Annotated in this window: 20 protein-coding genes and 1 riboswitch; of the genes, 11 read left to right on the forward strand and 9 right to left on the reverse strand. The window is 37.9% G+C overall.

Translation table 11 applies throughout. From position 1 onward, the window contains the following. Positions 1–72: 72 nt before the first annotated feature. The 4 genes from KP78_RS21215 to KP78_RS18655 form a co-directional block, all read right to left on the reverse strand. Complete coding sequence (locus KP78_RS21215; RefSeq protein WP_084219958.1) at positions 73–360, reverse strand: class F sortase; 288 nt, start codon at positions 358–360, stop codon at positions 73–75. Then, positions 321–470: a sortase family protein gene (locus tag KP78_RS20080; RefSeq protein WP_157841487.1), complete on the reverse strand. Its 150-nt coding sequence runs from the start codon at positions 468–470 to the stop codon at positions 321–323. Before KP78_RS20080 ends, KP78_RS21215 begins: the two co-directional genes overlap by 40 nt. Before the next feature lie 281 nt (positions 471–751). Next, positions 752–1,159: a DUF4397 domain-containing protein gene (locus KP78_RS18650; protein WP_052474754.1), complete on the reverse strand. Its 408-nt coding sequence runs from the start codon at positions 1,157–1,159 to the stop codon at positions 752–754. 20 nt (positions 1,160–1,179) lie between these two features. After that, positions 1,180–1,506 (reverse strand): DUF4397 domain-containing protein, encoded by a 327-nt coding sequence (locus KP78_RS18655; RefSeq protein WP_052474755.1) that lies wholly within the window; start codon positions 1,504–1,506, stop codon positions 1,180–1,182. A gap of 203 nt (positions 1,507–1,709) precedes the next feature. Here KP78_RS18655 and KP78_RS10255 point away from each other — a divergent pair, with 203 nt between their 5' ends. The 8 genes from KP78_RS10255 to KP78_RS10290 all read left to right on the forward strand — a co-directional run bounded on the left by KP78_RS10255 (position 1,710) and on the right by KP78_RS10290 (position 14,124). Beyond that, positions 1,710–3,278 (forward strand): peptide chain release factor 3, encoded by a 1,569-nt coding sequence (locus tag KP78_RS10255; protein ID WP_041088631.1) that lies wholly within the window; start codon positions 1,710–1,712, stop codon positions 3,276–3,278. Positions 3,279–3,408: 130 nt separating this feature from the next. Further along, a complete protein-coding gene (locus KP78_RS10260; protein ID WP_052474756.1) occupies positions 3,409–4,440 on the forward strand; it encodes an EAL domain-containing protein in 1,032 nt (343 codons plus the stop codon). 183 nt (positions 4,441–4,623) lie between these two features. Next, positions 4,624–6,009, forward strand: a complete 1,386-nt coding sequence (gene nhaC / locus KP78_RS10265; protein ID WP_052474757.1) for a Na+/H+ antiporter NhaC — start codon at positions 4,624–4,626, stop codon at positions 6,007–6,009. A 208-nt stretch (positions 6,010–6,217) separates the two neighbouring features. After that, on the forward strand, positions 6,218–9,298 hold the full coding sequence (locus KP78_RS10270) for an efflux RND transporter permease subunit (RefSeq protein ID WP_041088633.1): 3,081 nt from the start codon (positions 6,218–6,220) through the stop codon (positions 9,296–9,298). A gap of 307 nt (positions 9,299–9,605) precedes the next feature. Next, positions 9,606–10,385, forward strand: coding sequence for a TerC family protein (locus KP78_RS10275; RefSeq protein WP_041088635.1), 780 nt, complete (start codon positions 9,606–9,608; stop codon positions 10,383–10,385). A 185-nt stretch (positions 10,386–10,570) separates the two neighbouring features. Beyond that, positions 10,571–11,326: an RNA polymerase sigma-I factor gene (gene sigI / locus KP78_RS10280; protein WP_084219960.1), complete on the forward strand. Its 756-nt coding sequence runs from the start codon at positions 10,571–10,573 to the stop codon at positions 11,324–11,326. Beyond that, positions 11,323–12,531, forward strand: coding sequence for an anti-sigma factor domain-containing protein (locus KP78_RS10285; RefSeq protein ID WP_041088639.1), 1,209 nt, complete (start codon positions 11,323–11,325; stop codon positions 12,529–12,531). Before sigI ends, KP78_RS10285 begins: the two co-directional genes overlap by 4 nt. 288 nt (positions 12,532–12,819) lie before the next feature. Next, positions 12,820–14,124 carry a TrkH family potassium uptake protein gene (locus KP78_RS10290; protein ID WP_327063172.1) on the forward strand — a complete coding sequence of 435 codons (1,305 nt, stop codon included), beginning with the start codon at positions 12,820–12,822 and terminating at the stop codon, positions 14,122–14,124. 50 nt (positions 14,125–14,174) lie between these two features. Here the strand turns inward: KP78_RS10290 and KP78_RS10295 are convergent, their stop codons facing one another. Both KP78_RS10295 and KP78_RS10300 read right to left on the reverse strand, forming a co-directional pair. After that, a complete protein-coding gene (locus tag KP78_RS10295) occupies positions 14,175–15,899 on the reverse strand; it encodes a B12-binding domain-containing radical SAM protein (protein ID WP_052474758.1) in 1,725 nt (574 codons plus the stop codon). A gap of 227 nt (positions 15,900–16,126) precedes the next feature. Further along, positions 16,127–17,140, reverse strand: coding sequence for an acyltransferase family protein (locus tag KP78_RS10300; protein WP_041088642.1), 1,014 nt, complete (start codon positions 17,138–17,140; stop codon positions 16,127–16,129). 132 nt (positions 17,141–17,272) lie between these two features. On the opposite strand from KP78_RS10300, the gene KP78_RS10305 reads away from it, so the two are divergent. The 3 genes from KP78_RS10305 to KP78_RS10315 all read left to right on the forward strand — a co-directional run bounded on the left by KP78_RS10305 (position 17,273) and on the right by KP78_RS10315 (position 20,028). Continuing rightward, positions 17,273–18,778 (forward strand): ATP-binding protein, encoded by a 1,506-nt coding sequence (locus KP78_RS10305; protein ID WP_162835593.1) that lies wholly within the window; start codon positions 17,273–17,275, stop codon positions 18,776–18,778. Then, the gene (locus tag KP78_RS10310) at positions 18,726–19,211 is read left to right on the forward strand and encodes a methylated-DNA--[protein]-cysteine S-methyltransferase (RefSeq protein WP_041088647.1); all 486 of its coding nucleotides are present in this window, start codon (positions 18,726–18,728) and stop codon (positions 19,209–19,211) included. Before KP78_RS10305 ends, KP78_RS10310 begins: the two co-directional genes overlap by 53 nt. A 241-nt stretch (positions 19,212–19,452) precedes the next feature. Further along, positions 19,453–20,028: a DUF2087 domain-containing protein gene (locus KP78_RS10315; protein WP_041088648.1), complete on the forward strand. Its 576-nt coding sequence runs from the start codon at positions 19,453–19,455 to the stop codon at positions 20,026–20,028. 62 nt (positions 20,029–20,090) lie between these two features. Here the strand turns inward: KP78_RS10315 and mtnA are convergent, their stop codons facing one another. From mtnA to KP78_RS10330, 3 genes are all read right to left on the reverse strand, one after another. Beyond that, on the reverse strand, positions 20,091–21,137 hold the full coding sequence (gene mtnA, locus KP78_RS10320; RefSeq protein WP_041088650.1) for an S-methyl-5-thioribose-1-phosphate isomerase: 1,047 nt from the start codon (positions 21,135–21,137) through the stop codon (positions 20,091–20,093). A gap of 36 nt (positions 21,138–21,173) precedes the next feature. Next, positions 21,174–22,358 carry an S-methyl-5-thioribose kinase gene (gene mtnK / locus KP78_RS10325; RefSeq protein WP_041088652.1) on the reverse strand — a complete coding sequence of 395 codons (1,185 nt, stop codon included), beginning with the start codon at positions 22,356–22,358 and terminating at the stop codon, positions 21,174–21,176. A gap of 111 nt (positions 22,359–22,469) precedes the next feature. After that, a riboswitch (SAM riboswitch) is annotated at positions 22,470–22,628 on the reverse strand. Between the two features lie 125 nt (positions 22,629–22,753). Next, positions 22,754–23,539 carry a carbon-nitrogen family hydrolase gene (locus KP78_RS10330; protein ID WP_041088654.1) on the reverse strand — a complete coding sequence of 262 codons (786 nt, stop codon included), beginning with the start codon at positions 23,537–23,539 and terminating at the stop codon, positions 22,754–22,756. Between the last annotated feature and the right edge of the window lie 104 nt (positions 23,540–23,643).

The raw sequence follows: 23,643 nt of genomic DNA on the forward strand, positions 1-23,643 counted from the left end.
CAAAAATATCCCGAGAAATGAATCTGTGATTGTTCATTTCTCGGGATATTTAAACGGAAATTGCAAATTTAATTACATTTTTTCACTATATACACTCCTGAGCTCAGTATTGACAACTATGCACTCTACATAATTTTGAGCTTCACGATCGAAGTGGCATGTACATGTGATCAAATTTAATCGCTTCTTTGAGAAAATACCAAATATTTCTTGAATAGGTGCATGGTTACGGTCATATATTTCTGAATTGGTGACAGTAAACGTTAATGATTTACCGTCTTCATTCTCTACGATGATCTTATCTCCTCGTTTGAGTTCTTTTATGTCCCAATAGATACCAGGTGATTTTTCACCATCCACATGACCGGCAGTACAGCATTTCGCTCTGCATCTGGTTCAAACCACGCAATCTCTTGAGCATTATCAGGGACCTCCATTAAACTGTTTTCATCCAGTCCATATGGGTTCACCTTGGCATCAACATAAATGGATAGAATGATAAGCCTTGAAGGTATGATTCTTATATGCTGGTCAAGATTAAATGGATTTTGCTTTGGGGTTATTGTCTGAAAATGAGTTGACTGATTTAATTCTGGCTCTTTATCTAAAAAGCTAGAAGGGTGAGATGAAATTATTGCTTCTCTTGATTGAGCAGTTGAATCTTTCGGTAACGAAGAGAGCAGTCCCGCTCGCGCACTAAGAAAGAGGACAAGTCCCGTGAATAAAAATGTATATTTTTTAAAATGGTTATTTACCCGCTAACGAGCTGTAAATAGAATAGCTGGTCCACAAGTGCAATTGTTATAGACCAAGCAATTGAATTGTTTTCAGTGGCCATTCTGCCCCATTCCTGTCTCAGGCATGTCAGCTCGTGGGCTGTTAACAAGAGCAATTCAATGGAATCAAGGGTATTCACTGCATAGACACTGTAAGCTGTGCCTGCATCCAATACTGTTTCAGAGAGATCAATAATTTGTGTTCCGTCTGGTGTACGCACTTTAAGATCATACGTACTGGCTTCTAACTCTGCAAAATCTGTAACACCTTGGAATGATGCCCCACTAAATACTGCCTCTCCTCCAAGCAGCCCTACATCAACAGCTGGTGCATCAGGGGAAAAGTGGGCAGCACGGACCATTGTCGTTCTATTGTCTACCATCAAATCATCTTCTGTTGCATTTAGTTTGATTCAAGAAGGTTAATGGCTGAAGCGGTGTAATAATGCCCGGCTTCTACAGTCAAAGTCTTTGAGAATAAAACAGTTGAAGTATCTCCAGCAGGAAATAATTCTACTTCATGTTCACCAGCGGGAAGGGGGAAGTAATTTGTGTAGGCTTTAAATTCTGCTCCCTCAACAACAGCCGTTCCGTTTACATAGACATCTACTGCAGGTGCATCGGGGGAAGCATGTAAAACACGTACCCAGACTTCTTCTCCATTAGCAGACACAGCGCCTGCCATAATGGCTGCCATCATAATAGCTGCAACAATTGAAGATAAAAACATTTTCCATTTCTCCACGCTCCTTTTTTTGTCGTATTAAGCATCATGAACATAAAATGAATAGAATAACGGGATATTAAAATCCATATTTTTTGCAAATTTATGTTCTTTCATAAACAATTCCCTTAGTTTGATTGCATTCCGCGTGATGAAGGACTATCATTTAATGAGGATAAGTTTACAACAGAACGAGAGGATATTAGACGATGACAACATTACAGCAAGAAGTATTGTCCAGAAGGACGTTTGCAATTATTTCTCACCCGGATGCGGGGAAAACGACTTTAACAGAACAACTGCTGTTATTTGGCGGTGCAATTCGCGCTGCAGGAACAGTTAAAGGAAAGAAAACAGGTAAATATGCTACATCAGACTGGATGGAAATCGAAAAGCAGCGTGGAATTTCGGTCACATCTTCTGTTATGCAATTTGATTATGACGGAAAGCGTGTAAATATACTGGATACGCCAGGTCACCAGGATTTCAGTGAAGATACGTATCGAACACTTATGGCAGTAGACAGTGCAGTTATGATTATTGATGCAGCAAAAGGGATCGAAGCCCAAACGTTAAAACTTTTTAAAGTGTGTAAAATGCGCGGTATACCGATCTTTACCTTTATAAACAAGCTTGATCGACAAGGGAGAGAGCCTTTGGAGATCATGGAGGAACTTGAGGAAGTTCTCGGTATTGAGTCTTATGCAATGAACTGGCCGATCGGAATGGGGAAAGAATTTTTAGGGATTTATGATCGTCATCATAAACGGATTGAGCAGTTTAGAGTGGATGAGCAAGATCGTTTTCTTTCACTTAATGAAGAAGGTGAACTAGAAGGAGATTATCTGATTAAACAATCAGGTTTGTATGATCAGGCTCTTGAAGATATCATGCTGCTTAATGAAGCAGGAAATGACTTTTCATATGAACGTCTTGCAAAAGGTGAAATTACTCCTGTATTTTTTGGCAGTGCTTTAACAAATTTTGGTGTTCAAACCTTTTTAGAAACCTATTTGCAATTCGCTCCATCACCGTTGCCTCGCCAGTCAGATATTGGAGCCATTGATCCAGTTGCAGAAGAATTTTCAGGTTTTGTGTTCAAAATCCAAGCCAATATGAATCCTGCACATAGAGATCGTATTGCTTTTTTACGAATTTGCTCAGGGAAATTTGAAAGAGGGATGGCTGTACAGCTTGCAAGAACAGGGAAGACAATAAAGCTGTCATCTTCTACATCCTTTTTAGCAGATGATCGAAGTACTGTAGATGTTGCAGTTAGCGGTGATATTATCGGAATCTATGATACAGGTAATTATCAAATTGGGGATACGATAACAGAAGGAAAAAGAGCTTTTCAATTTGAAAAGCTGCCTCAATTTACACCAGAGCTCTTTATGAGAGTAACGGCTAAGAACGTCATGAAGCAAAAGCATTTCCACAAAGGGATTAATCAGCTCGTACAAGAAGGAGCCATTCAACTGTACAAAACATTACGAACGGAAGACGTCATTCTTGGTGCAGTTGGTCAGCTTCAGTTTGAGGTTTTTGAACACCGTATGAAAAATGAGTACAATGTGGATGTTATGATGGAGAATATTGGTTCTAAAATTGCTCGCTGGATCGAGAATGAGACGGAAGTGACGGAATCAATGTCATCCAGTCGAAGTATGCTCGTAAAGGATCGCCATAATCGTCTTGTATTTCTATTTGAAAATGATTTTGCTATGAGATGGTTTGTAGATAAGCACCCATCTATCAAGCTTTATAGCCTCTTGTAATCAATAAACCCATGGACTTCTAGAAAAATGTCCATGGGTTTATTTCTTTTATCGGAGTAAATCCTTTTTTAAAAGGGTAAAAGAAGATAAAATGAATCAAAACTACCATTAAAAGGAGTAGGTAAAAGGAATGGATAATGCATGTGTTCACTGTGGGAGTTCTATCTATTTTTATGAGGAAGGCATCTTCTATATTCAAGGTTTATCAGAAAGTGATGTTGATCGGCTTTCGTATCCATTTAAGTATTCTAACAGGATGTATAGTTTGTCTTATGATAGCCTTAAAATAGTAGAGGAACTTACAACAAAACTAATGTCAATAAATAGACAAAATGAAATCAAATGTGGGATTTCTCAAACAGAAAAATACATAAATATCGTTGATCTTGGACAGTTTTCAAATCGTATTCATCATCGGAAAGCCGTTGAATATATCCAGAATGGAGAGTTAACCAGTCACCTGCAGCCCATTGTGGAGCTGCAATCTGGAGGAATTTATGGATATGAATCATTGCTTCGTTCTAACAAGAGTCAAGAGCATTTTTCACCAGGGGAATTATTCTCAGTAGCAAGCTCCACCGGGCTTCATTCTATGCTGGATCAGCGGGCAAGAGAAGAAGCAATAAAAGCGAAGAAGAAGTACATTAGACCTGGATTAAAAAGCTTTATTAACTTTCTTCCGTCTACGATTTATAATCCAGAATTTTGCCTGAAGCATACCTTCCAGGTGGTGGATAAATATCAAGTCGATCCTGGTGACCTTGTATTTGAAGTTGTCGAAACGGAAAAAATTGTAGATATCGATCATCTGAAAGCGGTGTTCAAAACCTATAAGCGTGAAGGAATAAAGGTAGCTCTTGATGATGTCGGTGCTGGTTTTTCAACTATTGAAATTCTAAAACTGTTAGAACCTGATTACGTGAAAATTGATCGTTCATATATTTCATTTTGCGACACAGATAGTCAAAAGCAAATATTTCTAAAAGAAGTTCATCATTTATCAAAGGAGCTTGGTATTAAGATTTTAGCAGAGGGAATTGAACGTCAGCAGGAGCTGGAAATTTGCCGGGAAATTGGATTTGATCTAGGTCAGGGATATTTGTTTGGTAAACCTTCAGAAGCTGCAATTGAGCCGGATTGTTCATCCTTATTAATTTCTTAATATTGCGGTTATGTGGATTAGCTTGACCAAGTAATATATTATGATATTATTATATTTACTTTAATACTTAGAAGCGTTTTAGTGTAATAGTAAAATTGGATGTACAATGAAGAGCCTCTTCTTCCTTTAGTGGAATGTTGAGGTTTTTTTCATGAGAAAAATGAAGATGAAGAGGTGTATGAGGTGGAGATTAGTAAACCAATAATAAATCCGCCAAGATGGGAAGCAATTGTATTAATATGCTCCCTGTTTTCAGTAATAAGTGTATGTATGATTGTATTTAAAACCGTGCCTCATATTCCGATTATTGTTGGCATTATGCTGCTGATTGTATATGGAATTTGTAGAAAGGTTTCTTTAAAAGAACTAGAGGAAGGTCTGTCTATGGGGGTTTCTTCAGGTATAGGTGCTGTGTTTATCTTTTTCTTTATCGGGATGATCATTAGTGCTTTTATGATTGCGGGAACGATTCCTACTTTAATGCATATAGGATTAGCAATGGGTGAATGGCCGTTTTTCTTTTCCGCTGTCTTTTTAGTAACAGCATTAATCGGATTAAGTATTGGCAGTTCACTGACGACTGCGGCGACACTTGGAGTAGTTTTTATTGCATTGGCTTCAGCTCTTGACTTGTCGCTTGCTATTACGGCAGGAGCGGTCGTTTCCGGGGCATTTTTTGGGGATAAAATGTCTCCGCTGTCTGATACGACAAATCTGGCATCCAGCATCGTGCAGGTTGATTTATTTGAACATATCCGAAATATGGCATGGACAACGATCCCAGCATTTGTATTTTCTTTCATGGGCTTTGCTTGGCTATCTCCAAGCGAAAGACTTGAAAATACACGCGGTCAAATTGAACCTCTTCGAGAAGCATTAGTAGGAACAGGTCTAATTCACTGGTATGCATTATTGCCTATTCTCCTTTTATTTATTTTTGCCATTAAACGAGTTCCCGCACTTATTTCATTAGCCTCCACAACTATTTTTAGTATAGGATTATCGTTCTTCCATACACGTACTTCATTCGGTGATCTGTCCTCTATTTTATTTAGTGGATACCAATCCAGTACAGGTGTTGAAGCGATTGATTCGCTGCTCTCTCGCGGAGGATTAACTAGCATGATGTTTACCGTTTCACTTGTGTTTCTGGCGCTTGGCTTGGGTGGGCTTTTGTTTACGCTTGGTATTATTGCCTCAATTTTAAACATGCTGGAGAAAATGGTGAAGAAGACTTCTTCTGTATTGATTACCGCTGCAGCTTCTGCAATTGGTATAAATGTATTAATTGGTGAACAGTATCTATCGATCTTACTTACAGGGGAAGCCTATAAGGAGTCAGTAGATCGATTAAATCTTACACGAAAAAATTTATCTAGGGTGCTCGAAGATGCTGGAACAGTTGTGAATCCTCTCGTTCCCTGGGGAGTGAGCGGGGTATTTTTAACAACTGTATTGGGAGTACCAACGCTTGAGTACTTGCCGTTTGCTTTATTTTGTTTGTTTAGTCCTATCCTAACGATTCTTTTTAGTATCACTGGATGGACGATTAGCTATAATAACAAGTAAGTGTCACCCTCAATCCAATTTATCGATTGAGGGTGTTCTTTTTTAGTTAAAAAGGGAAAGATAATTTTGACAAAGCTGTGAAAGTTCTGATCACGGTGTATTAATGATTGAATAACGACACGAGAGTCAGTATAGTGAACATACATAAATCAGTGTAAAAAAATAGGCACAATGGTCTTATTTAGTTACAGTGGAGGGAGAGTTTAGGTTGAACATAAGCGGTTTTTCAATACGAAGGCCAGTCTTTACGATAATCACAATGCTTCTAGTTATTCTTTTAGGTACGATCTCACTAACCAGAATCCCCATCAAGTTAATTCCAGATATTAATCCCCCGGTAGCCGTTGTGGTAACTTCATACCCAGGTGCAAGCCCAACAGAAGTATTAGAAAAGGTCACCAAGCCAATTGAATCACAATTGGCCATGTTGCCGGGTTTGAAAAATGTTCAATCAGCTTCAGAAGAAGGCTCCAATTTAGTATTCTTGGAATTTACATTCGCAACAGATATTGATGAAGCTGAACGGGATATACAGCAAGCGATTCAGCAAGCTCAACTGCCAGATGAGGCGAATGATCCACGGGTTTTAAGGTTTGATCCTTCACAGTTTCCTGTTATCCAATTAAGTCTTCGTTCCTCCGATGAAGCGACTGATATTAGGCAGATAGCTGAAGAGCTGGAGCTTGAATTAACGAGAACGGAAGGTGTTGCGAGCGTTAATATTTCCAACTCACTTTCAGAAGAAGTTCGGATCATGCTGGATCAGGCTCGTTTGGAGGAGTTAGGGTTAACACAAACAGATGTACTCAACATTATTCAAGCGAATAATATCTCTTTTCCTGGAGATACGGTTCAAACTGATGGCAAAGATTTGACAACAAGGATATTAAGTACACTTACTTCGGTAGAAGATATTGAGAATTTAGTCATCACTGTAAATCCTTTAGATGGAGAAAATATTACGGTGCAGGATGTAGGTGAAGTTACATTTGGTGAGCCGCCTGCATCAGTTATTACAAGAGCGAATGATGAACAGGCAGTTCTCATCAGCGTACTTCAAGAATCGGATGCAAATACAGCGGATGTGTCGACGGCTTTTCAAAACGAACTTGAACGCTTGCTAGAAGAAGATCGTTATTCAGCTATTACAGCGGATGTTCTATTTGATCAAGGAGATTACATACGGCTTGCCATTGGAAATATAGGAAATTCACTGATCATCGGTGGACTGCTTGCTATGCTTGTACTCTTTATGTTCCTAAGAAATGTGAAGAGCCCAATCATTATTGGTGTGGCAATCCCGTACTCAGTTATCGTTACATTTGTGCTCATGTTTTTATCCGATTTCTCATTAAATATCTTTACCCTTGGTGCACTAGCGTTAGGAATAGGGATGCTGGTAGATAATGCAATCGTGGTACTTGAAAATATCTATAGACATTTATCAATGAAGAAAGATCCAAAGCGGGCAGCAAGAGAAGGTGCCAAAGAGGTAGCGGGTGCAATAACAGCCTCTACTTTAACAACGGTCGCGGTATTTGTACCTGTTATTTTCATTGAAGGTCTAATTGGTGATCTCTTTACTGAGTTTGCATTAACGATTTCTTTTAGCTTATTTGCTTCTCTTATTGTGGCCTTAACAGTGGTTCCAATGCTGGCCAGTCGCATGCTAAAAGAACCGCCTGCAAACATAGAAATAGAGCGCATGCAGTCAGGATTTATGAAAAAATTTGAAGGCACAGTAAATTGGGCTCTTCGAAAGCGTTGGATTCCTCTTCTTCTCACGATCGTGTTATTTGTGGGTGGTGGATTTAGTTTAACAACGGTAGGGACTCAATTTCTCCCGGCCACAGATGAAGGTTTTTTTAGTATTCGTGTGTCGCTGGAAAATGGAACGGCACTAGAAGAAACTGAACAAGTGGTAGCAGCGATTGAAAAAGAATTAAGAGATGAAGAGATAATTGATGTATATGTCAGTCAGGTGGGTGCCCTGCAGCAAGGCTTATTTACTGGAGATCCAGATGGCAGTATTGCGGATATATCCGTCAAATTAATACCTTTAGGTAACCGTGATACATCTGTATTTGAGTTTGTTGAAGACATTACGCCAGAGCTTGTAAACGCCGCCGCAAATATAAATGAAACAGCAGAAGTGACATTGAATCTGCAAACAGCAACAGGATCAGCTCCACAAACCTTATCTTTTAACGTGCGAGACAATGATGAGGCTAGACTGGAGGATTCAGTTGATAAGATTCAACAAGCATTATTGCAGCTAGAAAATATTACAGATGTAGAGACCGATTTAGAGGATACGGTTGAAGAGGTTCAGTTAACCATTGATCGTGAAGCAGCGAGAGAATATGGATTTGTGCCTGTACAAATTGCCCAATCTGTAAATAATGTTACAAGGGGAGCTTTTGCAACGCAAATTATTTCAGAAAATGCTCAAGTGTATAGTGTATTTGTCCAATATGATACAGATGTAACGAATACGCTGGAGGGGTTACGAACTCTATCCTTACGTGCTCCGAGCGGTCAATTTGTAGAACTCCAGGCACTCGCTGATATTGAAATTTCAGAAGGACCTGTTTCCATTCAACGAATCGACCAACAATCTGCCGTTGGGTTTACTGCGACCTATACCTCTGAAACCAATCTTGGTACGATCTCTACGGAGGTTGACGATGCGATTGCTGCATTGAATCTGGAGAATGAAACTGAAATCGTATTTGGCGGCGACCGTGAGTTATTAGAGGATTCTTTAAATGATATGATTTTAGCTGTTGTGTTAGCTGTGATCCTTGTTTATTTCGTGATGGCGGCCCAATTTGAATCATTTAAGTATCCGTTCGTTATCATGACTACGGTACCATTAATGATAATTGGTGTTGCTGCAGCATTATTTATGACGCAAACACCAATTAGTATTACAGCCATTATTGGTATTCTTATTTTGACGGGGATAGTTGTAAATAATGGGATTGTGCTGGTTGATTATATTAATCAGCGAAAAGCAGAAGGGTTGGCCAGCTACGAAGCGATTGTTACTTCTGTTCGAGATCGGTTACGGCCAATTCTAATGACAGCCCTTACGACCATTTTAGGATTGATTCCATTAGCACTTGGAATTGGAGAAGGTACTGAAATCAACCAGCCAATGGCGATCACGGTTATTGGAGGATTGCTTAGTTCAACCTTATTAACACTTTATATTGTGCCGATTATATACAGTCTCATTGATCCTGAAACGAGAAAGATGAATAAGAAGCATAATCTTAATAAATGACCTCAGTAATGAGTAGATTATACTATCAACAAAATATTCTTCTCTCTATTTACAAGTGAATAAAAACTGCTATAATAATAAAGAATTTAATAATCTTTGACATTTAAGTCAAGGGGGAGTAGCTTTAGTCATCTTTTGCAGATGATTAATTACAGGTCGTCATGACGTGGATATTGAATCCATCGGCCGTAATGGCATATTTTGATGCTTAGCAAGACCTTTGCCTATTTTAGGCAGAGGTCTTTTTTGTTTTCCTGAATATGTTCTTGTTTCTCTTGGCAACAATGATCAATAGGAGGTATATCAAATGGATGCAGGATTAGTACTGGAATATGGCTGGGTTTTACTCATTCTTATTGCCTTGGAAGGAATTTTAGCAGCGGATAATGCAGTTGTAATGGCAGTTATGGTAAAGCATTTACCACCTGAAAAACAAAAAAAGGCCTTGTTTTACGGATTATTTGGGGCATTTGTTTTCCGGTTCGCAGCGTTGTTTATGATTGCGATTCTAATTGATGTGTGGCAATTACAGGCACTCGGTGCTTTGTATCTATTGTACATTTCAATAAGTCATATCGTGAAACAAGCACGATCCAAAAAACAGCAGGCATTAGAGGAAGATCTATCAAAACAAGAAAACAAAGGATCTGGCTTCTGGATGACTGTATTGAAGGTTGAAATTGCAGATATTGCATTTGCGATTGATTCTATGCTTGCAGCAGTTGCACTTGCAATTACGTTGCCTCCTGTTGGAGCATTTGACATTGGCGGAATTGACGGTGGGCAATTTATCGTTATTTTTATCGGCGGACTAGTCGGTTTAATTATAATGCGTTTTGCTGCTCACTGGTTTGTGAGACTCTTAAAGAAGTATCCACTGCTCGAGACGACGGCTTTCTTAATCGTCGGATGGGTAGGTGTGAAACTTTCGGTATTAACACTTGGACACCCGAATGTACAAATTATTGATACACATTTTCCTCATTCAACAACATGGAAACTCATTTTCTGGACAGTCCTTCTTATCATAGCGGTTGGAGGATATATCCTTGCAAAGAGAAAAGGAAGTCAGGAAGCGACTTCATAAAAGAAAAAACCATCGAATTTTCGATGGTTTTTTCTTTTACCCCAAAATAAATAGATTTTTTATCGTACTATTATAGAAATGTTGTATACATTTTATCTTCCTTTTGACATAAGTATTAAACTTTCCTTCTAGTAAAAAAATCGGTACAATTCAACAATAGAGTAAGCTGGATTGAGGTGATACCGATGCTATCATTGCTTCTGTTTTTATTAAATAAGCGTAAAAATATGCTGACTATAGAAGAAATGGCCATTAATATTCAACAAGGAAATGAAGAAGTGTTAACGGATTTGATCAAATCCTATAAACCGTTTGTTAAGCGTACGGTTTCATCCGTTTGTAAAAGATATATTAATGACAGTGATGATGAGTTTAGCATTGGCCTGATGGCATTTCACGAAGCCATCATAAAATATGAACCTGACAAGGGGTCTTCATTACTTGCATTTTCAGAAGTAGTCATCCGCAGAAAAATAATTGACTACATAAGGAAAAATCAAAGAGAGAAAATGATTCGATATGATTTTTTAGCAAATAGTATGGATGAAGATGCAGTGTCTTCCATTATTGAAAAACGCCAAGCGATGGAGGCTTTTAATGAAGAAATAGTTGCAGAAGAACGAAGAGATGAAATTGTTATGTTTACAGTTAAGCTTAAAGAATACGGCATGTCATTTCAGGATATTATTGAGCAAGCACCTAAGCATGAAGATGCAAGGCAAACTGCCATGTCTATTGCAAGGCAGGTTGCAGGCAATTCGGAATGGATGGAGCATTTGAGTAAAAAAAAGCGATTACCTTTAAAATCACTTGAGAATCATGTGTCTGTCAGTCGTAAAACAATGGAGCGCAACCGAAAGTACATTATTGCTATTGCTTTATTATTAGATGGAGATTTTCCACATTTACAGCATTATATTAAGGGGCGGTTTGAACAATGACAAAAGGTGTGATCATGCAAATAGAAAAGAGACATCTAATTGTATTAACGCAAGATGGGCACTTTCTACAAGCAGAGAAGCCTTCTTATTCCATTACTGTTGGTGAAGAGATTGAGGTGATACCATACAAGGGAAAACGATTTGGATTGTCTGGTCAATTTGTTCATTGGCCGGCATCATTTGCTGTCATTGCCGTTCTATTGCTATCATTCTATTTAATATATCTGTCTTTCAACAGAGAACCCTATGCGTATTTATCGGTAGATATTAATCCTAGTCTTATGATTTCGGTAAATAGTAATGGGGAGGCTCAGCATATAGAACCGTTAAATGAAGAGGCAGTAATTTTGCTAAGTGCGCTTGGTGACTGGAAGGGCAATTCAATGGAAAGCGTGATGAATGAGATAATGGAAATAAGTGAAGAAAAAGGGTATTTACTCAATCGAGTCGACTCGATCATTGTGTCGTCTGTCTTCACAAATCAAGCAGATTCATCTTTTCAGTCAAGCTTTAATTCGGAGATTCAACAATGGAAGAATGACATGATAATAAACCATCAATTAGCAGCTATCACACTTTATGAAGCTTCGCTTAAAGATTTGGAACAAGCGAATGAGCATGGCATGTCAGTGGGGAAGTGGATGAATCATCGTGCTTCTTCCACTGAAAATCATTCTTCGGAAGTGAAAATCAAAGAACCTTATCATGAACCTACACCAAGGTTGGATATTCTCCCAACACCGTTACAGCCAGAAGCATCATCTATAAAGGGCCAAAGTGCGGAGCCAGTACCTGAAGCTTCTAAAGAGGTGCAGCCAGCAGAAGAAATTCAAGAACCTGAAAATACGCCTAATAACCAAACGAATGGAGCACCTGTTGCAATACCAGGATCAACGAACGAAAAAAGTCCACAGAATCAAGCTACTCAAAATCAACAGACGAACCAAAATCAAATAGAGCAAGGGAGGAACAAGCCGGAAGACCAAGGAAATGAAACCTATGATAAGAATAATGAAAATGAAGAGAAGTGGAAAGAGAGTGAAGAAGTAAAAGAAGAAAAGAGAAAAGAAAAGGAAGATAGAAAAGAAGAGCGGAATGAAGACAAGGAGGAAAAAAAAGAAGAAAGGAAAGAAGATAAGAGAAAAGAGAAGGAAGAAAAGAAAGAGGAGAAAAGAGAATATAGGGATAACAAGGATGATGAATAGCTCGAGCCATTTCTGCCCTAAGGAAAAAAATAATAGGTAAACCTATATAAGCTTGTCTCGTACGTGGTGCATTCTTTAACGTTGGAGACAAGCCTTTTATTTGATTGGGGTATAGATGCTGTGAGACTTACAAATCTTGAAATATGTAAAAATAAAAGTGATTTAACTTTAATTTACCTATCCAAAAACCGATAATATCATATAAGATAAGTAAAGACTGTTTATGAAAGGATCAATATCATGTGGCGTAATATTTTGAATAAAATACGGAGCTTAAAACCGGCTCAAATGATTGTAGTGTATTACTTCATTGCGATCGCTCTTTCCTTCTTTCTTCTGCGGCTTCCAGGTGTCCATCAAGATGGAAAAGCTATAAACTTAATCGATTCTTTATTCACTGCAGTCAGTGCAGTGAGCGTCACAGGATTGACAGCTATAAATGTATCAGAGACGTATACAACATTTGGTATTATTGTCCTAATGTTTATTTTGCAGCTTGGCGGTATAGGGATTATGTCTCTTGGTACCTTTTTTTGGCTAATTGTTGGAAAACGCATTGGACTAAGAGAACGCCAATTAATCATGACGGACCATAATCAATACAATTTATCTGGTGTCGTGAAGCTAATTATCGAGATCATTAAAATTTTGTTATTAATAGAAGCGATAGGTGCACTAGTACTTGCTATCTATTTTACGCAGTTTTATGACACATGGGGAGAAGCAGTCCTCCATGGAGTATTTGCTTCCATCTCTGCAACTACTAATGGGGGATTTGATATTACTGGTGAATCCTTAATCCCATACGCTAATGATTATTTTGTACAGGTTATTATTATTATTCTGATTATTCTTGGTGCGATTGGTTTTCCCGTGTTAATTGAATTAAAGGGTTTTTTATCAAATAAGAGCGGAGTATTTCGATTTTCTCTTTTTACAAAACTTACAACGATTACGTTTGGAATTATATTATTATTAGGAACAATATTAATTTTTCTTATGGAAATAAACCATCGTTTCCAAGGAATGGACTGGCATGAGGCATTTTTCTATTCCTTTTTCCATTCCACTTCAACACGTTCTGGTGGAATGGTTACATTGGATGTCAGCACCTTTTCAGAGCCAACGCAGCTTGTCATGAGTATGATGATGTTTATCGGAGCCTCTCCAAGCTCAGTTGGAGGGGGAATTCGGACAACCACTTTTGCGATAGCTGTGTTGTTTTTAATTAACTTTGCCAGGGGTAGAGAACAAATACAGGTATTTAATCGTGAGATCCATCTGATCGACGTCTACCGATCATATGCGGTCATTATTTTGGCCATGATTTTGACGATGGCGTCAATTATGACCATGATGATACTTGAACCACGTCATAGTATGATAGAAGTTATTTTTGAGGTAACATCGGCGTTTGGAACCGCAGGAATGTCGTTAGGTATAACATCAGAGCTTTCAACTGCAAGTAAATTCATCCTCATGTTCTTAATGTTTATCGGACGGGTAGGATTGATATCGTTTTTATTTATGATAGGCGGCAACAATAAAAAAGCAAAATACCATTATCCAAAAGAGCGTGTCATTATAGGGTAATGATAGAAAAGCGATGTCAACTACGAATTGACATCGCTTTTTATCTATTCCTATGCTGTGAATTCAAATAATGTTGGATAACCATCCTTTGGATGATAATACGCCATTAAATAGACTTCCAGGGCTGTTCCATCAGATTGAACGGTGATCCCTTTTTCAATAACAGTATGCTTAAACAATTCCTTCTGCTTTAAATTTAGAGAAGCGAATTGTTCACCAGCGATCATTGGCTGGTCTAGAAGCTGCTGATACAGCTCGTGTTTTTGATCGTCAATGATCGAAGCTTTCCACCAAGGTTTTCTAGGTTTGAAACGCTGATTAAGCAGATAGTCCTTTTTCATTAATCCTTCCACAATTGACAACTGTGAAATGTTAAGATCGTTTAAGAATTGAGAAAGGCGAGAAAATAAATCCTCCAACTGATGGCCAATTCTACCCCATCCCTGCTGATCCCAATAGCTTCCAAATGCTTGGAAAAAGTCAAATGGTGTGTCAAATACATGCTCTACTAAATATTCGATCGTGTGATCCATGCGATGATCATTCCAGTATTTTTCCAGAACATCCTCAACGTTTTTGATTCGAACAATATCATCAAATGGAAGTACATTATTACTCAATATTTCATATGGTGCTTGGTCCATATAAACGTATTGATGATCGTTTGCACGAATTCTTAGCCCAGTCCCACGCAGCATTTTTAAAAAGCCAAGCTGCAGTTCCTCAGGACGCATTTCAAAAACATCGTTAAAGGTTTGACGGAATGAATCATAATTCTCTTCAGGAAGGCCTGCAATGAGGTCAAGATGCTGATCGATTTTACCTCCGTCTTTTACCATAGTAACGGTTCTTTTCAGTTTTTCGAAGTTTTGCTTTCTCATAACGAGTTCGTTTGTCTCATCATTGGTAGATTGCACCCCAATTTCAAATCGGAAAAGTCCCACAGGTGCGTGATCGTTTAAATATTGAATAACCTCGGGACGCATAATATCAGCCGTTATTTCAAATTGAAAAACAGTCCCTGGTTTATGCTCCGTAATCAGGAAATTAAACATATCCATAGCATAGCTTCTGCTGATATTAAAAGTCCGGTCAACAAATTTAATTACTTTAGCGCCATTTTCCATTAAATAACGAATTTCCTCTTTAATTACTTCCCGGTCAAAGTATCTAACCCCAACCTCAATTGATGAAAGACAGAATTGACAGCGAAATGGACATCCACGGCTTGTCTCAATGTATACAATTCGTTTAGATAAACCATCAAGATCTTCCTCAAAACGGAAAGGGGAAGGAATTGTTTTTAAATCAATTTTATTGGTTTGTGGGTGAATGACAGGTTTTCCATTCTTTAAATAGGCAATTCCTGCTACTTTTTTAATAGGAATTTGATTTTCAAAGGATTGAAGAAGCTGTTTTAGCGTTTCTTCTCCTTCACCAGTTACAAGATAATCTACATCAGTCAGCCGTTCCAGCCAGTATGGTACGTCATATGAAACCTCAGGGCCTCCAATAATGATTTTGGTATTTGGAGAGATTTTCTTAATCATACTAATTACTTGAATGGTCTCTTCTATATTCCAAATATAGCAGCTGAACCCTAATACATCAGGTTTCTTAGCGTATAGATCTGCAACAATATTCATAACGGGATCTTTAATCGTATATTCACTTATTTCAATAGGGAAAAAAGGTTCAGCATAAGCCTTCAGATACCTAATTGCCAAATTTGTATGAATGTATTTTGCATTTAATGTTGATAAAACAATTTTCATGGTATGTAAACTCCTTCTTTGATCGTACATTCGTATTTATTTTACATGAGGAAATGATAAGAGACAACAAAGGTTGTTCAGGATGTAATGCTTCGTCAATGATGGTGTAAAATAGCATGCTAAAAAAAGGAGTTTATTTCCTTTTAATGAAATGATAAAATTGGAAAAAAGAAAACAGCCCAACAGGGTGGGCTGTTTAGTGAATTATATCATTCCTATTATCCTTTTTATTCATGTTTAGATAGCATTTTTTTTAGACGATTAGCTCTTAACTCAATCAAAGGCTGGGCAATTGCTGTAATCCAATTGGTAGAAAGAAGGATTGTTAGGAATAAGGATGCAACCATAATAAGTAAAAGTGATATAAATGGATTAACAATTAATCCAATTTGTGTTTCTCTAAAGAGCTGGATTATAAATCCATGTAATAAATAGACGTAAAGAGTATTTTTCCCCCAGTTTGTGAAAAAGTATTTCTTTTGTGGGACAATAGAAAAAAATGAAGCAATTAACCAAATGTTTAGGGCATAAATAGTAAATCGAATTAACGGACTAATTTCATAGGGCTGACCCAGATCCTGATATGAATGAGACCCCAATAACCATCGATTACTCCACTCGGGTAGTAATATCATAAGGAATAAAACAAATGAAAGTGAAAAATATGCCGCTAATTTGACTGGCTTTTTATTGAGCATATGGAAGTGCTCTCTCTTTATATAATAGCCCAGTAAAAAGAATGGGAAGAACACAAATGTCCTTGATAAGCTTAAATAGCCCGACACATCATTAAAATAACCTATAAAAAGTCCGAAAACAATGCTCGTGATTAACGTAGGTTTCCATGAAAGCTTAAAGATTTGAACAAATAGCAGAAGCATCAGATTCCAACAAAATAAACTGACTAAAAACCATAGTGACCATTGAGGGTGAAACGGATCAACGGTCAGAGTCGACTCATTCCTCAAATAGAAATAATAAATGCTATAAATAACCTGAAAAATTAAATAGGGTAGGATAAGCTTTTTCACCAATACTCGAGCATAGCCTTTTTCATAGACACCTTTAGCAAAGTAGCCAGCAACAAGAATAAACGCGGGCATATGAAAAGAATAAATGGTCTTATATAAAGATAATAAAAAAGGTTCGTATTCTATATAGGTCTGGATCGCATGACCAAACACAACCAGGAAGATGAGAAAAAATTTTGCATTATCGAAATAATAATCTCTTTTGGACATAATTACACCATCTTTTCTAAAAGATTTTATGATTTCAATTTCCCTTTTTGGTTATAAAGCAATCTAGTGAAAAGGACACAATTATAACAAGTCTTTCTTTTTCAAAAACGAAGAAAATAAAGTTGAGGGATGATGACGTTGCAAAAATATGGGTGGATTCAGAAAGACTGGTCTTTAAAAGATGAGCTGCAAACACCGATTATGGAAGAAGTAACGTTGCATGTGCTTGAAAATATACGAGATGGCGTTCTTCTTTTTAACGAAAAAGGAGAAGTCCTGCATTATAACGCAGCAGCAAATAAGCTGCTGCAAATTGATACGACCGATTCTGTCATTCTAACTACAGAAGATATTCTGCATCAAAAAGATCAACAGAGATTTCATAGGCAGATTGCAGCGCTTTGTCAGTCTAAAAAGCTAACTGATCAGTTTACCTTTGTTACGGGTGAAAATGAATCGGTAGACTGTGCCTGTAATCTGTTTTTGCTTAGTGAAAAATCAATTGTCCTGCTAATACTTACTATCACAGTCAACGAAGATTCGATTTTACCAGTTGTGCCCCATATTTACAAGAAGATTTTTGAGCAAACCATAAATGGATTAATGATTAGTGATCTTAAAGGAAGAATTATTGATATTAACGAAAAAGGCTGTGAATTTTTCGATCAACAAAAAAAGGATCTTATTGGAAAGGATTCATTAAAGGAATTTCAACGGATGGAGACATTTATTCCAGAATACAATCAATATATGCAAAAAATGTCTTCTTCATCGTCTGAGGTCGTGTCAACGCTGATGGGAAAGAGGGGAGATTGTCAATATGAATTTATGATGATTCCACATATTAGTAAAAATATTAATTTAACAATAATCCGGGATGTTACCGATATCGTCCAGATGATGGAGCATTTAAACAAATATGATACGTTAAAAGTGATTGGACAGCTTGCAGCAGGGATTGCACATGAAATTCGCAATCCAATGACCTCGCTAAAAGGGTTTATTCAATTACTTCAGGCAAGTGTAAAGGAAGATCATAGTATGTATTTTGGCGTGATCCTTTCAGAGCTGCAGAGAATTGAAACGATCATGACAGAGTTTTTAATGCTAGCAAAACCAAAAACGGTGGTTTTTGATCTAGTAAGCTTGCCTTCAATAATTAGAGAAACGATTGAACTTATGCAACCGCAAGCTTCTCTTGGAAATATACAGATGAACACGGTAGATGAAGGTAGTAGTGGGCTCGTGTATGGAGAATCAAATCGCTTAAAACAGGTCTTTATCAACATCATTAAAAATTCTATCGAAGCGATGCAAGATGGAGGGGAAATCATATTTACGGTATCTGAGCAGGATGGCATTCAGCACATAGCTATTCAGGATACGGGCTGTGGAATTGAACAAAAACAACTTGATCGGTTGAATGAGCCATTTTATACGACAAAAGAAAATGGCACTGGACTTGGGCTTGTGGTTACCTTTAAAATTATAGAGGAACATCAAGGGAAGGTTGAGGTTGAAAGCAAGGTGGGTGAGGGGACCTGCTTTCATCTGTATTTCCCTGTTAGAGGGGCTGATGATATTGATGAAACGACTGGTAAAGAGTCCGATTGGACCTCTTTTATTAACGATAAATGATGGGTGTTTGACCAAAATTGATTTTGTTGAAGAAAGCATAGTTGAAGAAAACAAAATAGAAACCGTCGATCATGACCATGCTCTTTTTAACCGAGTTGAAAAGCAGCTGATCGAATATTTTGATGGCAAGAGAAAAGTATTTGAGCTACCAATTTTTTTAAATGGGACCATATTCCAGCAAGAAGTATGGCAGGCGCTGCAAACGATTCCCTATGGTCAAAGCTGCTCTTATCAGGATATAGCAAAACGAATTGATCGAGATAAAGCGGTACGTGCTGTTGGGCAGGCTAACCGTAAAAATCCACTGCCTATAATTATTCCTTGTCATCGGGTAAATGGCAAAAATGGAGCCTTAACTGGATATGCAGGGAATCAAACGAACAAAAAAGAATATCTTTTAAAGCTCGAACAAACGTTTTATGTCAATATGTAATAAATCTCAAATGCTTGGCTGCTTGTAACACATATCTTTGTGTTACAAGCAGCCAAGCATTTTTAAAAATAAGGTTATGTTAAAGATAATGGGTTCTTATGGCACGAAGTTGATTGAATTGAACGCCTGTAGCGGAAATTAACAAGCACGGTTTAACAGAATCTAAAATAAAGAAAAAAGTTGACGAAAATAAGGTAATTCGATATAAATCTAATTAGATAAATATGATAGGAGTGAGGGTGTGCAGCTAGATAAGCAAATGCTATTTTTTAAAGCATTAGGGGATCCAACAAGGATGAAAATTCTTCATTTATTATCCTCAGGTCCACTTCATGGACAGGCTGTAGCAGAGAGGCTGGGTTTGACATCCCCAACGATTTCTCACCATCTCTCTAAGCTTCGAGAGAGCGGTGCAATTATTGCTAGACGAGAAAAGAACACAATCTATTTTACTCTTAATGATAAGGCAATTCGTCAGAACGTATCAGGTTTATTGACAATGCTTGAAAAGAAAAAAGAGGAGAAGCAGTCGATGGAAGAAAAAGAGAAAATCATAAAAAACTTTTTTGATCAAGAGGGCCGCCTTAAAACGATCCCTGCTCAGAGGAAGAAAAAACTTTATGTATTAGCATTTTTAGCCTCTCAGCTTGAAATCGGAAAAAAATACACTGAGAAGGAAATAAACCTAATTATCCAGCGTTATCATGAGGATTTTGCTACGATTCGAAGAGAATTCATCAATCATCAATTTATGTTTCGAAATGAGGGTATATATGAGCTGAATCCACCTGAAATGTGGCTGGGAATCAACGAATAGCGGCGCCGCCATTAAAAAAACCTTCCAACTAAGAGGTTATCGCTCATGGTTGGAAGGTTTTTTTATGAAATCAAAGAATTTATACCGGTGATGTATGGTGCTTTAATGATGCCTTTTTCTGTAATGATTGCTGTAATATAATCAGCAGGTGTTACGTCAAAGGCTGGATTATACACGGGTACATTCTCCGGAGCAATGGAGATTCCTTGTATTTTTCGAACTTCATCCGGATGACGCTCTTCTATCGGGATCTCTATTCCACTGTCAATGGTGAGATCAAAGGTCGAAGACGGAGCGGCGACATAGAAAGGAATGTTAAATTCTTTAGCTAATATTGCGAGATTAAATGTACCAATTTTATTAGCGGTATCTCCATTTGAAGCAATACGATCAGCCCCAACAATAATCGCCTTTATACCTTTTGCACGAATTGTTTGGGCAGCCATGGAATCAGTAATCAATGTTACATTTACACCTGATTGCTGAAGCTCCCATGCAGTAAGTCTAGCGCCTTGAAGTACAGGTCTTGTCTCACAAGCATACACTTCAAACTGTGTTCCTCGTTCACTTGCCAGGTGAAAAGGGGCAAGGGCAGTACCGTATTTAGCTGTTGCAATAGAGCCTGCATTACAAATTGTTAAGACCGGTTCACTTGAATTTAACAGCTCTAACGCGTATTCGCCAATGTCTCGGCACATTTGTTCATCTTCAGCTTGGAGCTGAATGGCTTCTTGCAAAAGAGTGGTTTTTGCTTCATTTACCGATGTTGCACTTTCAGCTGCTTTGCTGACACGATCAAGCGCCCAAAATAAATTAACAGCTGTCGGTCTTGAAGAAGCGAGCTTTTCCTTTATTGCAAGAACCTCCTCCTGGAATTCTTCCAATTGATCTTTTGTTGATTGCATCGCCCCCATAGCGAGTCCAAATGCAGCGGTAATGCCGATGGCTGGTGCGCCTCTGACGGTCATGTTGACAATGGCTTCAAATACTTGATCAACGGTTTTTAGATCAACATACTCGATTGTTGCTGGAAGCTTACGCTGATCAAGCAGTTGAATATGATGGTCTTTCCACGTAATAGAGATTGGGATTGTTAATGGTTCAATCATTAATATAACTCCTTTTTGTATCGTAAACAGAATGAATTAATTTGATTCTATTAATACGTTAATAAGTTGGTCGATCGTTTGAATAGAAGATCGTTCAATAATCCATTTTCGCCCTGTTTGAATGGTTTTTTTCTTTGCTTCAATTCGTTTTTCATCATTTGAGATCAAATCAAGGTCCTTCACGTGAGCAAGTCCGATTGTGCGACGAATTAATTCACAGCCTGCAAAGCCAACTGCATCCTGAAAGCTCTTTTCAAGTACAAATTTTAAATAGCCTTCAACATTAGCGTAGGAATCAATGGAATGGGTTTGCCATAAATCACTAAAGTGAGATTCAAAGGTAGTCCAGGTATTTTGGATATGATCGTATATTACTTGTTTATTTCCTTCTTCACGGACGATTGCCTGGAAGGTTAAGTTTGCAATAAATTGGCCAATGTCAAAGCCGATTGGCCCATAGTAAGCAAACTCTGGATCAATTACTTTTGTTGTTGTATCACTCGCAAAAATACTGCCTGTATGCAGGTCACCATGAACCAGTGCCTCAGTTTCAGTTAAAAAGCTTTTCTTTAGCTTTGCTGTTTCAAGCTTTAATTCGTTATCTTCCCATAAAGCCTCAACTAATGGTTGTAAAGTATCTTCAAAGTCATTTGTGTCGCTATTAAAAAAAGGATCAGTAAACACAAGATCTTCAGTTATTTTACATAGTTCAGGGTTGTGAAATGAATGCACTAATTTCTTCTTCTCAAATGGATGAAGCGCATAATCTGATGTATGAAAGAGGGTATGAGCCAAATATTGGCCAATATCTTCTGACAAACGAGGATAAGATTCCCCATTTATTAACCCTTCACGTGAAATGGTTAAATGAGATAAATCCTCCATAACGGTTACAGCAAGTACGCTGTCTGTGTGATATACCTTAGGGACAAGATGAGGTACAAACTCCCCATGCTTAATTAATGCATTCGCTTCAATTGTTGCCCGGTGCAGCGTAAGCGGCCAGCTTTCTCCAACAACCTTTGCATACGGAAGGGCTTGTTTAACAATAATTTTTTTTCCATTATTCGCTTGAATGCGAAAAACATAATTTAAATTGCCATCGCCAATTTCTTCTGCGGTTAATTCAGCTTCCTTCGGAAATAGCTCTAATTGATAGGCAAGTTCGATTGCGGTTTGTTCGGTTAATGGTGAGTATTCTTTTGTTTGTACAATTGCCATAATGAAAGGGCCTCCTAGATAAATAGTGGTTACTAGATTGAGGCCAATATTTAGAAAATAAATAAAAGCCTCTTTCAGTTTGAAAGAGGCTTAAAGATCGGATCTTCAAACCTCTTATCTTTCAGAAACAACCGTTTCTGATGGATGTAGCACCGTGCCTTAAGAGGGGATTCCTGCTAGCGCTATTTATAGCGCCCCATCTCACAATGGTTTTATGGTCGGTTGCTGGGTTTCATCGGGCCAATTCCCTCCACCTGCTCTTGATAAGAGTGTATGCTTGCAATTCAGTTGTCATGGATTGAGTCGTTATGATAGAGACAATTATGAATAGAATGGTAACATTCATTTTTCGAATTTGTCAAACTGTTTTCCCTATAAAAATAATTGCTGGGAGATTAATTATAGAATGAAGGGCGTCTATCATCAAAGATAGGTATTCTAGTTCGAATTTCAGCCACTTTTTCTGCATCAATAATTCCGCTTACAATCTCTTCCTGATCAGAACCTTGGGCAATCATTTCACCCCAAGGATCAATGATCATGGAATTTCCGCCAAACGTATTATTCGGATCTGCGCCCACTCGGTTACAGGCAATCACATAACTTTGATTTTCAATAGCTCTTGCGCGAAGCAAGGTAATCCAATGGTCGATTCTTGCAGTTGGCCATTCAGCCACTACCACCAAAACAGTAGCCCCTTCGAGTACGGGCTTTCGTATCCACTCAGGGAAACGAATATCATAGCATATAAAACCGCCAAATTTTATATTTGCCAGGGTAAAAGAAGGGCTGTCTTTTCCTGCTTCCAAATGGTGATGCTCATCCATTAGTTTAAATAAATGAAGCTTACTGTATTCGTGGATAAGTTCACCATTGCGATTAATGACGATCATCGTATTATATACACCGTCTTCTTTTTGATTGGCAACAGATCCTCCAATAACATCGACTTGGTATTTTTTTGCTAAGCCTTGTATAAACGCGATCGATTCCTCTGCATTTTTATCACTGATCTCATCGAGTCGAGTAAGATCATAGCCAGTTGTCCAAAGCTCTGGCAGCAAAATTAAATCATAATTCTTGTTTGCAAGATCACTGAAGGCTTTTGCAACCTTTGTCCGATTATGCTCAGGAGATCCAAACTCGATATTCATTTGAATAATTCCTACTTTGATATTCATTTATTCACCCCGGTTATCTGTATTATCACAAAATTGGTACTTTACAAGTATGCTATTTCGTTATACCATTTGTGACTAGTATTTGAAAAGGCTAACGGTGGGTG

This window comes from Jeotgalibacillus soli (assembly GCF_000829435.1).
In the GTDB taxonomy this organism is placed as follows: Bacteria; Bacillota; Bacilli; order Bacillales; family Jeotgalibacillaceae; genus Jeotgalibacillus; species Jeotgalibacillus soli.

Coding starts and splice junctions, on each gene's coding strand:
- KP78_RS18650 (WP_052474754.1), bottom strand. CDS start 1,159: ATGGTAGACAATAGAACGACAATGGTCCGTGCTGCCCACTTTTCCCCT.
- KP78_RS18655 (WP_052474755.1), bottom strand. CDS start 1,506: ATGTTTTTATCTTCAATTGTTGCAGCTATTATGATGGCAGCCATTATG.
- KP78_RS10255 (WP_041088631.1), top strand. CDS start 1,710: ATGACAACATTACAGCAAGAAGTATTGTCCAGAAGGACGTTTGCAATT.
- KP78_RS10260 (WP_052474756.1), top strand. CDS start 3,409: ATGGATAATGCATGTGTTCACTGTGGGAGTTCTATCTATTTTTATGAG.
- KP78_RS10275 (WP_041088635.1), top strand. CDS start 9,606: ATGGATGCAGGATTAGTACTGGAATATGGCTGGGTTTTACTCATTCTT.
- sigI (WP_084219960.1), top strand. CDS start 10,571: ATGCTATCATTGCTTCTGTTTTTATTAAATAAGCGTAAAAATATGCTG.
- KP78_RS10285 (WP_041088639.1), top strand. CDS start 11,323: ATGACAAAAGGTGTGATCATGCAAATAGAAAAGAGACATCTAATTGTA.
- KP78_RS10290 (WP_327063172.1), top strand. CDS start 12,820: ATGATTGTAGTGTATTACTTCATTGCGATCGCTCTTTCCTTCTTTCTT.
- KP78_RS10295 (WP_052474758.1), bottom strand. CDS start 15,899: ATGAAAATTGTTTTATCAACATTAAATGCAAAATACATTCATACAAAT.
- KP78_RS10300 (WP_041088642.1), bottom strand. CDS start 17,140: ATGTCCAAAAGAGATTATTATTTCGATAATGCAAAATTTTTTCTCATC.
- KP78_RS10305 (WP_162835593.1), top strand. CDS start 17,273: ATGACGTTGCAAAAATATGGGTGGATTCAGAAAGACTGGTCTTTAAAA.
- KP78_RS10310 (WP_041088647.1), top strand. CDS start 18,726: ATGAAACGACTGGTAAAGAGTCCGATTGGACCTCTTTTATTAACGATA.
- mtnA (WP_041088650.1), bottom strand. CDS start 21,137: ATGATTGAACCATTAACAATCCCAATCTCTATTACGTGGAAAGACCAT.
- mtnK (WP_041088652.1), bottom strand. CDS start 22,358: ATGGCAATTGTACAAACAAAAGAATACTCACCATTAACCGAACAAACC.
- KP78_RS10330 (WP_041088654.1), bottom strand. CDS start 23,539: ATGAATATCAAAGTAGGAATTATTCAAATGAATATCGAGTTTGGATCT.